This window comes from Glaciecola sp. G7-5, assembly GCF_055808975.1.
In genome coordinates this window covers 301,516-316,733 of sequence record NZ_CM147892.1, presented here as the reverse complement: position 1 = coordinate 316,733, position 15,218 = coordinate 301,516, and the positions used below count along the sequence as shown (strand labels likewise).

11 protein-coding genes are annotated in these 15,218 nt (G+C 40.9%); 8 read left to right on the top strand and 3 right to left on the bottom strand.

Features of this window, described 5'->3' with window-relative positions:
* The first annotated feature begins 32 nt into the window (after nt 1-32).
* From AC0L6H_RS01295 to AC0L6H_RS01270, 6 genes are all read left to right on the top strand, one after another.
* Nucleotides 33-1,427, top strand: coding sequence for a sensor histidine kinase (locus tag AC0L6H_RS01295; protein WP_473392088.1), 1,395 nt, complete (start codon nt 33-35; stop codon nt 1,425-1,427).
* Nucleotides 1,428-1,453: 26 nt separating this feature from the next.
* Entirely contained in the window at nt 1,454-1,912 is a 459-nt protein-coding gene (locus AC0L6H_RS01290; protein WP_473392086.1) for a response regulator, read from the top strand.
* 28 nt (nt 1,913-1,940) lie between these two features.
* Nucleotides 1,941-3,893: a response regulator gene (locus tag AC0L6H_RS01285; RefSeq protein ID WP_473392085.1), complete on the top strand. Its 1,953-nt coding sequence runs from the start codon at nt 1,941-1,943 to the stop codon at nt 3,891-3,893.
* A gap of 292 nt (nt 3,894-4,185) precedes the next feature.
* Nucleotides 4,186-4,614, top strand: coding sequence for a hemerythrin domain-containing protein (locus AC0L6H_RS01280; RefSeq protein ID WP_473392084.1), 429 nt, complete (start codon nt 4,186-4,188; stop codon nt 4,612-4,614).
* A gap of 30 nt (nt 4,615-4,644) precedes the next feature.
* Complete coding sequence (locus tag AC0L6H_RS01275; protein ID WP_473392083.1) at nt 4,645-5,172, top strand: hypothetical protein; 528 nt, start codon at nt 4,645-4,647, stop codon at nt 5,170-5,172.
* Between the two features lie 527 nt (nt 5,173-5,699).
* Complete coding sequence (locus AC0L6H_RS01270) at nt 5,700-8,303, top strand: S8 family peptidase (RefSeq protein WP_473392081.1); 2,604 nt, start codon at nt 5,700-5,702, stop codon at nt 8,301-8,303.
* Nucleotides 8,304-8,328: 25 nt separating this feature from the next.
* On the opposite strand, the gene AC0L6H_RS01265 is transcribed toward AC0L6H_RS01270, so the two are convergent.
* Nucleotides 8,329-9,660: a DUF2254 domain-containing protein gene (locus tag AC0L6H_RS01265; protein WP_473392080.1), complete on the bottom strand. Its 1,332-nt coding sequence runs from the start codon at nt 9,658-9,660 to the stop codon at nt 8,329-8,331.
* 89 nt (nt 9,661-9,749) lie between these two features.
* Nucleotides 9,750-11,375, bottom strand: a complete 1,626-nt coding sequence (locus AC0L6H_RS01260; protein ID WP_473392079.1) for a diacylglycerol kinase family protein — start codon at nt 11,373-11,375, stop codon at nt 9,750-9,752.
* 293 nt (nt 11,376-11,668) lie between these two features.
* Between AC0L6H_RS01260 and AC0L6H_RS01255 the strand changes: the two genes are divergently transcribed.
* On the top strand, nt 11,669-14,047 hold the full coding sequence (locus tag AC0L6H_RS01255) for a fatty acid cis/trans isomerase (RefSeq protein ID WP_473392077.1): 2,379 nt from the start codon (nt 11,669-11,671) through the stop codon (nt 14,045-14,047).
* 32 nt (nt 14,048-14,079) lie between these two features.
* On the opposite strand, the gene AC0L6H_RS01250 is transcribed toward AC0L6H_RS01255, so the two are convergent.
* Nucleotides 14,080-14,544, bottom strand: a complete 465-nt coding sequence (locus AC0L6H_RS01250; protein WP_473392076.1) for a pyridoxamine 5'-phosphate oxidase family protein — start codon at nt 14,542-14,544, stop codon at nt 14,080-14,082.
* A 450-nt stretch (nt 14,545-14,994) separates the two neighbouring features.
* On the opposite strand from AC0L6H_RS01250, the gene AC0L6H_RS01245 reads away from it, so the two are divergent.
* Nucleotides 14,995-15,216 (top strand): hypervirulence associated TUDOR domain-containing protein, encoded by a 222-nt coding sequence (locus AC0L6H_RS01245; protein WP_473392074.1) that lies wholly within the window; start codon nt 14,995-14,997, stop codon nt 15,214-15,216.
* The last annotated feature ends 2 nt before the right edge of the window (nt 15,217-15,218 follow it).

Here is a 15,218-nt window from a genome sequence, read left to right as displayed (position 1 = left end):
TTTTTCTTGTGTTAATTGGTGCAAATACCTACATGAGTTCAAAAACGGTGGAGGATCTAAACGAATTACAAAATAAAATTCGTGAATATGATCGCAATTTGATTACTTTGCAAGAAGCTCATGTGAGCTTGCTCACCGCAGAATCAGGTCAGCGAGGTTATTTGTTAACAAAAGATGTGGCCTATTTGGAGCATTACCAAGGAGCAAAACAAAAGCTAAAAACATTGTTACAAGCCTCACAAGATATTGTGACGCTACACGCCGGACAACAAGGACTAATTGCAGAGTTGATTGAAGCAATAAACTTTAAGATTGGCGAGTTAGAAGCCACGATATTGGAAGTAAAGAATAACCGAGTAGGTGAAGCTTTACGACTTGTTGAAACTGACCATGGAAGACTCCTATATAGCCAAATTCTGGAATTGTTTGAGCAGATAAAGATTAACGAAAACAGTATGAGAAATAATCATATTGAGCTGCTTCAAAAGTTAAGATCTGAATCGGTGCGCAACAATATCATTTCTTTTATTACTAGCTTACTGCTTGTTTTAGGCATTTTTATGCTAGCCAGAATGAACATGAAAAATAATCAAATGCGCCAGCTTGAAATTGAAGCGCGAAATGAAGATTTGCAAAAAGCGGTAGACGAACGCACCAAAGAGCTTTCGATTTTTTCTGAGGAGTTGTCGCGAAGCAATCGAGAACTAGAGGATTTTGCGTTTGTAGCCTCTCATGACTTACAAGAGCCTTTACGCAAAATTATGGCATTTGGCGATAGACTTTCATCACATGGCGATAACCTATCAGAAAAGCAATTAGATTATCTGGCAAGGATGCGCGGCGCCGCAGGGAGAATGAGCACGCTTATTAGCGATTTACTTGAATTTTCAAGAGTGGCAACTCGGGGTAAACCCTTTAGTGAGGTGGATTTAAATGAGGTTTTTGCTAACTGTGTGGATGATCTTAATGTTTTGATTGAAGAGTCGAAAGCTAAGATAGTTCTTGCAGATGCACCTAAGGTATTTGCTGATCCCACGCAAATGCAGCAGCTTTTCTTTAACTTAATCGCTAACGCCGTAAAGTTCTCAACAAAGAACACGCAGCCATTGGTTGAAATTACGGTTACTAAAACTGAACAACCTAAAGACATAGAAATAGATGGATTAAGTGATTGGTATTGTTTTAGTATTAGGGATAATGGCATTGGATTTGACCAAGAACATGCAGAAAAGATTTTTGCGCCCTTTCAAAGGCTGCATAGTAGGCAGAGCTTCAAAGGTACTGGGATTGGTCTGGCTATTTGCCGAAGAATTGTAGAACGCCACAACGGAATAATAAGGGCTAGCGGTAAAATCGATGAAGGCGCTGTTTTTGATGTCATCATAGCTGCCAATAATCGTTTAGTCTCCGTAAAGCAATCTATTTAGCACTTGCACTTAAAGGACTGCAAAAAATGCGAAATATAACACCACCATATACCATCGTGCTTGCTGATGATGATGAAGATGACCGTCTATTAGCACAAGATGCGATGGAAGCCTCGGGCGCTGATTATAATTGTTTTACCGTGGCTGACGGTCAAGAGTTACTGGACTTTTTAAGGCAAACAGGCAAGTTTGAAGGCGCTGAAACAAGAGCATTGCCCAGCGTGATATTGCTTGATTTGAATATGCCTATTTTGGATGGTCGAGAAACCTTAAAACAATTAAAAGAAGATCCTATTTTATCGGCTATACCAGTTGTCATCCTATCTACCAGTGCCAGTGATGAAGACATCCAACAAGGATACAATTTGGGGGCGTCTTCCTATATGGTTAAGCCAACAGAGTTTAATACCTTGGTTGATATGATGAAGACATTCAACAGCTATTGGTTTGAATGTGCCGCCATTCCAAATTTTGACAATAAGTAAAAAGGCATAATGATAAAAAAGGACTAGTGTGAATAGCTTAAGTTCAATCTTAATCGTAGACGATGACGAAGATGATATCTTTATCATTAAGGATCGTTTAGCTAGCTTAGGTTGCATTAATTGTAATTTTGTTAGTTGTTCAGAAAAAGACGAAGCGGTTAGTCTATTGCGACATCGTACCTTCGATATTTGTATTTTGGACTATCGATTAGCGGGTTATAAAGGAATTGATGTACTTGAAGCGGTCGCAGATGCCCAGCTTGCTACGCCTATTATTATGTTAACAGGGCAGGACGATAAAGAGGTTGCCAAAGTTGCAATCAAACTTGGTGCGCAAGATTTCATTCCAAAAGCGTCAATTGATGAAGAGATTTTCGAGAAATCAATTTTATATGCTATCTCAAGAAAAGAACTCGAGTTTGCTAAGTATATTGGTAAAATTAATGAATCCGAGAATATTGCAAAAGATAGGTTTATTGCACATTTAAGTCATGAATTAAGAACACCACTAACGTCTATTTTAGGCTATACGTCATTATTGCTTGAAAAAGAAGAGGCGCTTCCTTTACAAAAAGAGCTTAATGTTATTTCAAATAACGGAAAGCATTTACTCAACCTGCTAAATGATGTGCTTGATTTATCCAAAATCTCAGCCGGTAAATTCGAATTAAATCCGCAAAAAACTGACCTGCAACAAGTGCTAAATGAAATCAACGCCTTACTCTGTGTTTCTGCACTCGATAAAGGCTTATCCCTTGGCTTTAAAAGCGTCTCAAAAATTCCACAATTTGTTTATATTGATGAACTGCGCTTCAAACAAGTTTTATTTAATCTAATTGGCAACGCAATCAAATTTACCGATAGGGGAAGTATAACTATATCTGTGAGTCTGCTGAATGAGGGCAAACAGCCACTATTGTCATTTGAAATAGAAGATACTGGTATTGGCATGACTGATGCGCAAATCCAGACTATCTTTACTCCCTTTAAGCAGGTTGAAGACGTCGCTAATCGTAAAGCCGGTGGCGCCGGACTCGGATTATCAATAAGTGCTGAAATTGTGAAGCAGATGGGCGGTGTATTAAAGGTAGACTCGAAGCTTAGGAAAGGTTCGGTTTTCACATTGCAATTGCCATGTCGTTTTGAGCCTCAAACACATATTTTATTTGATTTCGCGCTTGAAGGCGCACAGGTGTCATCAGTATCAGCGCCATTGCTCACGGGAAAGGTTTTGATTGTTGACGACTTGTTTGAGATAAGACAACTCGCGGGGCATTTTGTTAAACAAACTGGTGTTGCAATAGAGTACGCAAAACATGGTGCAGAAGCGGTTTCTTTAATTCAGCGAGCCGATACTAATAATGCTCCTTTTGATCTGGTTTTCATGGACTTACATATGCCTGTGTTGACAGGAAAAGAGGCTATGGAGCGAATCGGCAAACTCAATCCACAACTCTCTGTTTATGCAATGACTGCAGCCGTGGGTAAAGGTTTACAAGCCGAAATTCGTTGTGTGGGCTTTTCTGGGCTGGTGGCTAAACCATTGGATAAAACCGTATTGTGGGATATTTTGCAGAAACATCTAGCTAAAGATGAAAAGCGTGACAAGTCAAATCAGTCACTCGCCGATCCTGTAGAAAATAAGCCATTGTTACACTTGGTTGAAGATGATGCAGACAGTGCTGATATCATGTCATTAATGATAGTTAGTTTAGGCTATAAGGTGCTGCATTCTGCCAACGGTGAACAAGCGCTTCAAAATGCGCAAAATCAACAGATTCAGGTGCACTTAGTGGATTTAGGTTTACCCGATTTCCCTAGTGAGTCTTTGCTAAACGCATTGTTTGCAAAGCCCATTAGTGGTCGAGTGTTCATTCTTAGCGGTAGCCAGCCTAATCCAAGCCTACTTAAACAATACCCTATCGAACAGCACCTAATTAAGCCTATCGATAAACAAACCCTTGCCCGCATACTTACTTAAGAAAATGCATTTTTCTAAGCTAATACCCTGTCACTTCTATGCGTAAACCTTGCCTGTAAATTTTTCAGAAAACTTGTAAAAATGTAGGTAAATCTGAGCTAAGCATATGCTGCGCTTAATAATATATCTATACTTTTCAATACACTAGCCATATTTTATTGTTGGCATATAACTTGAAACATCTTATTGGAAAACTAACATTATATTGCACCCGAGGACGCGAGCGCCGCTCGACCCAAGAGAGATGAATATGCAATATCGAGCGCATTTTTACAATAAATTAGGAGTTAGCATGCAGATCTTTGAAGCGTTGAGAAAGGACCATGATAAACAAAGAGCACTTATTAAATTGTTGCTAGATACACAAGGCGAATCTGAGGTGAGGTCGAGCTATTATCAGCAACTGAAGACGGAACTTGAAAATCACGCTGTTGCAGAAGAACGCTATTTCTATGCGCCATTAATGCAGTCAGACGCCACGGTAGAATTGTCGCGCCACGGAGTCGCAGAGCATCATGAGATTGATGAGTTTCTTGCCGAGCTTGATAACTTAGAGATGAGTAGTCCGCAGTGGATGATAACCTTTAAGAAACTTGCTCATAAAATTGACCACCACTTAGTGGAAGAAGAGCAGGAATTTTTTCAACAAGCTGGAAAGGCATTAAATGAGAACGAAAAAAGTGACCTAGCGAAAGACTACATGGCAGACATGAAAAACTAAATCATTTTATTTTTTTAGGAGACCATTACAATGAACGCTGTAACAGATGTACCATTTGATTCACGAGTAATTGCCACTTATTCTTCTTCTGAGAAGGTGGACAGGGCGAAAACCATACTTAAAACGAAGCTGGGCTTAGGGTCAAGCAATATAAAGCTGATAACGCCAAACGACGATGCTATTGGCAGTAAACTAGAAGGGAATTCTAAGCAAGTGGGTAAGTCGATGCTTCGCTCACATTTTATTTATGCTTTGTTAGGATTGGCAGTGGGGATTGTCCTTGCTGCTTTACTAGTTGAATATGGACCTGCTTTAACGCGCAACAACCCACTGTTTACATATATCGCTTTTTCGGGACCCGCTTTGTATATAGTCACCATTGGCGGTGGTGTGAAAGCGCTGAAACCTCAGCACGATCCCGTTAATATGAAGGCTGTAAAAGCGAAAAAAGAGGGTTGCTGGTCACTAATGGTGTCGACTGAAAATACCTCGATCACGAAAGATGACATTGTAGAAGAGCTCAAACAAACCGACTGCACAAAGCTTGAGACAAACTAGCCTCTTCGTCATCAGCACCGGCTGAGATCTCAGCGCAGGCTGAGATCTCCCAAAAGCATCCTCGCCGTCATCTCAGCGCAGGCTGAGATCTCCCAAAAGCACCCCCGCCGTCATCTCAGCGCAGGCTGAGATCTCCCAAAAGCATCCTTTATGTATGGGATAAACCACGCAGTATCAATAAAGACCCCACCTTCGCAGTAATAAATTATTTGCAAGCGATGTTGGGCTATTATTCCTGAGAAGGGCAAGCCGCTTTAGCAAATTCCCAAATTATTATAATGAACATAAACGTTACTATTTTAATTCGATATTTAAGGCTAAATTTAATTCCAGTTCAGATATTTGTTCGTTATTTAAATATAAAGGCTTTTTGCATGAAAAAAGCACAAATAGAGCTGTTTAGACAGAAAAATAGACTGGCATGATAACTGCTTAATCACATCAGAACATTATGTAAAGCACAATTGGTTTTGATTAACTTATTTTGTTTTATTACCTGTATTTTAGCATTTAAGGTAAAGTTAACAATGAAAAAGATTTTAGTGATGGGCGTAGTTATCGCAGTGGGGATAGGCTTGGTGAGTAAATTTCACAGCAAACCCACAAACGAGGTTTATTCTGATTATATTCTCCAAGGGGCAAAGAAGGCGACTATTGTAGACGATGTTAATAGCGTTGGCGGCATCGTCGTGCAAGAGTATTCATTGATTGAAGCGGTATCGGTCAAACTATCGGACTCGCAAAGAGCAGAAATCAAAAAAATGAACCCTATGATTCGTTTTTTTGAAGATCAAAGTATCAACGTCTCAAGCGTGACACCCTCGCATTCTGATCAGCTTATTACCTTTAACGTGAAAGCAAGAACCGCTATCTGGGAAGGATCTAACTCTGGTAGTGACACAGTCTTAATAGATTCAATAAACTTAAACATGCCAAGTGAAAATAGAAAAATAAAGTCTATTACAGTAAACGGTTCAAAAATTTCAGCTAAAACGATAGCGCTCAACGGCACGATAACTTTGCAGGATTCTGAAAAAGTAGAGCTTAGCCCTGGCGAAGCGCTTAAAGTTGAAGTTAGTTTTGCAAAATTAAAGACGACTAATCAAAGTGACTATCAGATTGAATTTTCGCAGACCAGCCTTAGTTCAACGACGCTTCCAGATGATGGTAGCTCAGCTAAAGAAGTCGTCCCAGAAATGGCTGTTGCTCCTGCAAAAATCGACTTTCGACAGGACAGCAATGAAATAACCTGGGTTATTGATGTATCAGATATTAACCAGCGAACGCTAAAAGGCATTAAATTACGCTATCCCGAAGCCAATCTTAGCGTAAGCTCACTGAATATAAATGACCGTGATATTTCATTCAGAACGAAAAGTGACACGGAGCTAAAGTTTACTAAATCCATTGGTCTCGTAAGCGGAGAAAATATCAATATTCGTATTGGCTTTGAGAATTTGTCAGCGCTTAATAACGAATCTTATCAAATGGCACTCGTTTACCCTGATGATATCGTTCATAACGTCGTTATCCCTGCAACTAGCTATGCATTGGGTAAAGAAAGAGATACTGGCTATCCTAAACTCGTGAAAGCAAATTTAGCTCACGAAATAGGCATTACCGGTTACGGAGTAACCGTCGCTATTATCGATACAGGCCTTAGGGATTTAGCTGAAATAAAATCAACAGCGACTAATGGAAGCCGCAATATTACCCAAATAGATGTTCTTGATTCAACACTAGCTGATAAGAAAGATAAGAAAGTTAAGAAAAATGATGAAAACGGACATGGCACGCATTTAGCCAGTATTATTACTAACTCAAGTGAGCGTGTTGATGAAGACGGTAACTTCCTTGGTGGTTACAATGGTATAGCGCCTGATGTTAATTTAGTCGTCGTAAAAGCCTTTGATGACCAAGGCCAATCAAGCTACCAAAGCATACTCAACGCCTTAGAATACGTAGTCGAGAATAAGGATGTTCATAACATTAAAGTGCTGAATCTATCATTTAGTGCTATACCCAGTTCATATTATTGGGATGATCCATTAAATCAAGCCCTAATGAAGGCGTGGGAAGCGGGTATTACGGTAGTTGCTGCCGCGGGCAACCGTGGCCCAGATGCAATGACAATAGGCGTACCTGGGAATACCCCTTACGTAATTACCGTGGGCGCAATTTCAGATAATTACACACCTAACAACATGAACGATGATTTTGTTGCTTCTTTCTCAAGTGCAGGCCCAACTTACGAAGGCTTTGTTAAACCTGAGTTAGTCGCGCCAGGTGGTCATATCCAAGGAATAATGGATAAATTTACCCTCGTTCGTAAATCTCATCCTGTTTTTGAAGATGTCCATGAAGTCATCGTAACTGTGACCGATCCTATAAGCGGCGAGGTATCAGAAGTTATTACTGAGACAGATGTTGGCCTTGAAGAACATAATTATTTTGAAATGTCAGGTTCATCACAATCAACAGCGGTTACAACAGGTATAATTGCACTTATGTTGCAAGCTAACCCAAGCCTTACACCTGACGATATTAAGTGTCGCCTTATCGAAACCGCGAAAGCGGCAACCACCGAAAATGGACAATTAGCATTTAGTATTTTTCAGCAAGGTGCAGGCTTGGTCGATGCCATGGCAGCCATAGAAAGCACTGCCACAGGTTGCGCTAACGCAGATATGTCGATAGCCAAAGATTTATCGGGTGAAGAACATTATATTGGACCTGTGAGACTGCATGAAAACGAAACTGATTTTTATATTCCAGGGATTGAAGGGCTAGAATGGTCGGGAGATTCCGATGAGTCACAACGCTGGAGAATGTCATCGCTTGATGCATCACAATCATGGCTGAAATCCTCATTTAATGGCGAATCACAACTGTGGAATCACACGAGTTTTGATAGTAATTCACAGCTTTGGAGAAATCGCAACTTTAACGCTGATTCGCAGTTATGGCGCAACCGCTCGTTTGATATCGACTCCCAGTTGTGGCGTAACAGAACCTTTGATACTGACTCTCAGTTATGGCGCAACCGAGGCTTTGATACTGATTCTCAACTATGGCGCAATCGTTCGTTCAGAAGTGACTCATTGTCACGGGAATGGATCGAGCACGAATAAATAGGGTGCTGAACAAAGTAGCGTCTTAAGCTGCGCTACTTTGTTCTAAATAACTTCTTACAGCTTGAATTCTTTGTTTTATTGCCAAGGCATCCAAGCTCGAAACCTTACGTGAGCTTTGCCTCTCCTCAATCATATCGGTTTGCTGAAACACAAAGTCATAGTGTTCGTCTTTGTTGGCTCTTAACGCTATTGATTTTAACGCTTCTAGCAGCCTTATGGTGACCGCGGTATCATTGAACGCATGTTGCCTAATTTGATCAAAAGCGGCGTTAGCAATAGCCGCAAAAGTAATAGACTTACATTCCACTCTGACCACTTGTTGCTCGTCTTGCCAGATAACATTAGGGAACTGTTTTGCGCACAAATTACTCATTGCAGAGCTTAATTTATCTACACAGGTGATCGCAGTGAAAGGGTCGTTTATACCGGGTGAAAGCGCCCTTACGGCAACTTCTACGAGCTGCCCAACAGCAAATTCTGGATCTTGCACAGGAGTCCGCTGAGAGCCAAGCATAAAGTGTTTTTTCAGCCCATTTTTATGCTCTTCATCAATAGCTTTGCTCGCATAAAGGTCACCAAATACATCTCCTTTAACAACATAATCACCAGGTGAAAAATGAAGCTTTACTTGCATATCTAAAGTAACTAGTTTTGCTATCAAAGCGGGTAAATCGATTAATTGTACATAGCCCGAATGTTCACAGCGCAATTGTTCACAACTCGAATATTCACCCTTTCCCACATTGCCCTCAGAAGGAAGCATTTCATTAGCGCTAGGAATGTTATTTGGAAAAAGTTTTTCGATACTTTGTTTAAGTTCACAATAAACATCTTCAATGACTGAATCTGCTTGAATCGATATTGAAACGTGGTGAATAAAGTGAATTAAAAAGCCGATGCAAACACAGGTCATTGAAATCGCCCATAGTACGCTTATGCCCGGTGTAAATTTGTAAGGTGCTTCTAAGCTGATGGCGCAGAAGATAAAAATACAGTACAGAAAAGTGGAGATGAAAACTCCTAGTACAATTTGTGTTGTTCGGTCTTTCATGAAGTTTCGCATGAGTCGTGGACCAAATTGCGATGAGGCGAGTGTTAGCGCAACGATGGTGATAGAAAATGCAATACTTGTCACTGTGATCATCGCAGCAGCAATGGTGCCTAAGAGTGAACGAATGGCTTCTACATCACTACTATATAGAATCGGAAATAGGGTATCGACGCTAGCGAAACGTGAGGCATCTATCCAAATCGTAAAAATGGCCATAAACAAGGTAAGAATAATCATCACCGTGGGTACAAACCAAAAATTGGCTCGAATAGCTTCGAGTAAAGGTTCGATTTTCATCTTCATTGTTTGTTTCCAAATAAAAAGGTCACAAAGGTCCTACCTTAGCGACTGACGTTTGTTATAAAGCGCGGCGCAGTATTGTCTCAATTACTTCATACTTGTTGTTTATGCGCAACCTGTAGCGATTTGCTATTAATACTGATATTGATTGTTTTTGCTTGTCGAACCTCACCGTCAATTGCGTAGTCTATTGGACCATCACTCTCTATTTTTATTTTTTCCAAGTGCCTACTTTGTAGACCATCGGTTTCAGCGCTTTGGTCGACGCGCCCATTAATACCTCGAGAGACTAACGATAGTAGGGGGAGGGCTAAACTTTCTTGGGTATCTAAAATCGTCAAATCGAGTTTTCCATCGGTTGGATTTGGCGCTCCTGATCCTTGCGCCAATATGGTAGAAAAGGGGGCTGCATTTGCCACAACAATACTGCTCGCATTTATTTTCTGAGGCTCGTTGTCATCGATGGTGATTTCGTATTCTCTTGCTTCATTTTGGCCAAAAGCAGTACTCAATCCCTCTAAATAAGCGAACTCGCCCGCTTCATCTTTGTTTTGTCTGTCGGCCGATGCAATCATTTGCTGCTCAAAGCCTATGCCCGCTAAGAGCAAGAAAATATCATCGTTACAAATTGCGGTGTCAATCGCTCTACTGTCACCGCTTAGTATGTCATCGCAGGCGACTTCGACAGGACTGAGTTTACTCTTGTTTCCCATCAGTACATGAGCAAGAGCATTTGTAGTCCCTAGGGGGATAATAGCCATAACGGTTTGAGTATCGATTAAAGCGCTGGCGACTTCATTAACGGTGCCATCTCCGCCACACGCAATGATCATGAAGTAGTTTTTATGCCTGTTTGCCAGGGCAATATCTTTTGCCGTTTTCGATTTAGTCGTTAATTCACAGTCAAGTTTATATTGCCTAGAAAGCCTTTGTTCAATTTCGTCTTTAAACTGCTTCCACTTGCCGCCTCCCGATACGGGGTTTGCTATCATTAAAACGGCAGACTTTTTTTGCCATGCATTTTGTTTGTGAAGCTTACAGAGTTTTTTGTATTGTCCACTGTTTAATTGCGCCGTACCTCTTATCTTATTAATGAAGGAAAGGGCCTCGTCTACCGAGTCAAACTTGCCAGAAGCAAGTAGATAAGCTGCGACAATTAAAACCGAACGCCCCCTGCCGAGCGCGCAATGCACGACTACGCCCCTGCCATTATCTATATGATGCGACATCCAATTGACCGCTTCGTTGAGATCTTCTCGATGTGGGCTTGAATGGTCAAGAATAGGGACATTTAAGTAAGCTAAATTGCTGTCATGGGCACTCCAATTTAGTCCGCTAAATTCTGACGTGGCATCTAAAATAGCGCAGACGCCACTGTTTTCTAAATGGTCGATGTCTGATGGAAACAAGCGACAACCAAGAAATAAATTGGGTGCAATTTCTTGTATTGCTGGCACAGAGTCATTTCGTCTAGCCCAGCTATTGTATAGCTGTACACCTAAAAAGAAGGGCAACAAAAGCCACATTACATAAAATGGTATTGAGCCATCCATTTGTTTTCTGAACACACCTGGAACATCAAAAATATAGGCAATACTGACAATTAGCAGGGATATAGCTAGCCATACAAACACAAATGAGAAATACCAATGAGGTAAGAGTATTGCTAGCGCGAGTGACGCAATTGCGCCCCCAAGATAATACTTGATGATAAACACGTTATTATTCCTTTCTTTATTTTAGGATTTTTAGAACTCATCGCTTGTTTTGCAAGAGCCGAACCAAGTGCTTGTTAACTAAACTTCATCGAAAACAACAGCGTAACAATATTTTAGAATAAACAAAAAGTAAAATGTGTGAAAGGTTTACAAATACGCTTGTTGCTTAATTAGGAAGTTTGATTACGTTACCGTATAATTTCTTGATAATATACGCCAAGTTCTCGCAAATGCCGAACTTCATAACCCTATAATCAAGGTAGCATGGCTTACCAGCACAAACATGGATTTTCATGAACAAAGTATCAAAGGCGGTCTTGTTACTGCTCGTCATTATTGGAATAACAGCTGTCTATTTTGTTGATTCTGACACCGCACTTGCGACAAAACCCATCGCGGCTCAACAAACATTACCACCTCAATTAGATTCTTTACCTATAGACTTTCGAAAGCAGGTTAAACCCATCCTCGACCAACGCTGTGTGGTATGCCATGCATGCTATGACGCACCATGTCAGCTTAAACTAGGTAGCATCGAAGGGATTGCTAGAGGAGCAAACAAGGCAAGAGTGTATGATGGAGAACGTTTGATTGAGTCAAATTTAACTCGCTTGTTTGAGGACGCGCACAGTCTTGAAACGTGGCGAGACAAAGATTTTTTTCCGATAGTGACTGACGCACCTGCAGGTGCACACGAAAACCTCGCCAGTAGTGTCATGGCTGAACTTTTAGCTTTAAAACAATCCTCGCCTTTACCAAAGCAGGCCTTATTACCACAAGAGATTGCGTTAGAGATAAATCGAGAATATCAATGTCCTAAGCTAGACGAGCTAACAAGCTATAAAGAAGATTATCCGCTTTGGGGAATGCCGTATGGCTTACCAAAATTAACAAAAGAAGAACACGAGACCCTTAGCTTGTGGATTGCTAAGGGGGCAAAGGGCGGTGATGAACTTGTCTTGAGTGACGACATCTTGAAAAAAATTGATCATTGGGAAGCATTTCTTAACCAAGATGATTTAAAAAGCCAGCTAATGAGTCGCTATGTTTTTGAGCATTTGTTTTTAGTGAATTTACATTTTGATGACTTTGGCGATGCTAATAGTACTTCTCAAACAAAGCCGCAGTTTTTTAAGATGGTGCGCTCAATTAGTCCTCCAGGGAAGGCGGTAGATGGTATTTATACTCGGCGTCCTTTTGATGATCCGAAGGTCAAGCGCGTTTATTATCGCATTATCCCGGTGACAGAAACCTTGGTACATAAATCACATATGCCATTTCTGTTAACGGCTGACAGAATGCAAAAATGGAAAACGTGGTTTATAGAGCCTGAATATACGGTTGAATTTTTACCTTCCTACCTGCCTGAAGAAGCATCAAACCCCTTTATCACTTTTGCACAGTTACCGGTAGATTCGCGATATCGCTATATGTTGGACGAATCGCAAAATACCATAATGCAATTTATCAAAGGCCCGGTTTGTCGCGGGCAAATGGCGCTTAACGTAATTAATGACCATTTTTGGGTGCTTTTTGCAGACCCACGTGTAGCCTCAGCCGAAAGCAATAACCAATTTTTGCAAGACGCTTTACAAAATATATCATTGCCCGCTGAGGAGCAGAGTAATGCATTGCCAACAGCGTGGATTAAATATGCTAAGCAAGAACGTAAGTATTTACAGGCAAAGTCTGAATTTATAGATACAAGCATCGATGATAGCGTTGAGATTACTTTAGACCTCTTGTGGGACGGTGAAGGCACGAATGATAATTTGGCATTAACGGTTTTTCGCCACAGTGATGCAGCAAGCGTCGTTAAAGGCCTTGTTGGCAACCGTCCACAGACCGCATGGATATTAACATACCCGTTGTTTGAGAGGATTCACTATTTATTGGTGGCCGGTTACGATGTTTACGGGAATGTAGGGCATCAGTTAAACAGTCGCATGTATATGGATTTTTTGCGAATGGAAGGCGAATTCAACTTCTTATCTTTTTTGCCTCAAAAAGCACAAAAAGCAACCCGAAAGAAGTGGTATCGGGGCTCGGTAAGTAAGGTCGAAGATTTTGTTTACCAAGCCAATGAAAGTCAAATAAGCAGCGATATTGAATACAAGACAAGTGAGCCTCTCACAGAGCTTTACGCTCTTATCCAAGACAAGGTTGCAGATGTACAAAGTCGCAAACACTTAAAGGATTCTGGATTTCAAGCGCCCTCGCTACTGTCAAGCTTTGAGAGGATTAATAAGTTGGTGGGCCGTGGCCTTTTCTTGTTGCCCGAATCGACACTAATCGAAGTTTACCGAGAATCTTCAAACGAGCGTCACATATACACTATGCTACGACACAGCGCCCACAGCAATATTTCACATTTATTTGGCGAGCAAGAACGGCGCTTATTTGAAGAGGATACCGTGACCATATCAAGTGGCTTTATGACCTCTCACCCCAACGCATTTTTGCGTATAGAAGAGGGTGAAGTAGACAGCTTTGCGACTCAATTAGCGTCTATGAAAACGGCTGAAGATTACACTAGGCTCTTAGATCGCTTTGGTATCCGGCGAAGTCATCCACGTTTTTGGGACTTCGCAGATAATTTGCACACTTACTTTAGCGAGTATTATCCTAATGAGGCTGCCTACCTAGATTTTAATCGATTAGAGAATCGATAGGCCGATTGTTAAGCAATAATTGATAAAGTCAGTTAAAAACTGACTTTATCATGCTCACCCATTTCATCGGGTTGTAGCGTTGCACCTGTAGATAATTTAAGCATGCCAGCGATGCTAGGATCCACTGACCAAATTTCTGCATCAATCAGCTCAAAGCGCATCATTTTAAGAGACTCATCTTCCTTGCCATCTTTGTACCAAGCAGCTACTGCTGGTGACCAATATTTATCGATAACTGCAGGGTCAGTTTCTTCAACGAGGTGTCCAGAAATACAGGCAAACAGCTTATGATCTGGTCCTACAAATTGCGCCATAGCCTCTCCGCCAGCAGCGATTCTGTTTTCTTTTGTTGTGTAAAACCAAAAACGTCCGTTGGCATCTTCGTCCAATTGCGCTCGCATTGGTTCGCTGTGTTGTGATGACGATTTAAGCGACATCATAAGATAAGGGCTATCTGCCATCGTTTCCCACATTTGTTGAGTGATTTGTTTACTCATGTTTATTCTCCTTTTAACCTTTGGGATTTTTTAACGCAGAAGTTTGCATGCTTCTACTGTTTAGATAAGGAAATGCATAAGTGGTGCCAAAGTATTTTTCACAACATAGCCTGGCAGCTATCAAAGCTAAGTGCATATACTAAGTCCTTATATAGCGGGGTTTGCTAGTGCAAGACTGTGGGGCTTAAGTACCCAGTTGCTAGCCTTAGTAAGACAAAGGTATAGGAAATTGCTTCTGACCTTTTGCAAGTTTTACACGCTTGAGCGCTGCTTTTGTAAAATACTCCGATTATTCGCGAACATGGGGTTTTAAGCTCTTTACCAACGGCAAATGAGTCATCAATTTTCTTAATTTAAAACAGTTACTTAATTTTATTTAGGCACTGCTTTTTATTCTGGCTTCAAGTTTGCTATGTTAAGTATTATCAACAATCAATAAATAACGAGTGAATGATGAATGGATTTGCAATAAACACCAAAGTAGAGTGGAAGTGGGGAAAAGGGAAAGCTCAGGGCAAAGTTACAGGGCGCTACACAGAAGATGTTACTAAGACGATAAAAGGGACTGAGGTGACAAGAGAAGCCACATCGCAGTCTCCTGCTTATGAGATTACGCAAGAAGACGGCGATGTAGTGCTTAAGTCCCATAGCGAAGTTTCTAAGGTAAATTAAGC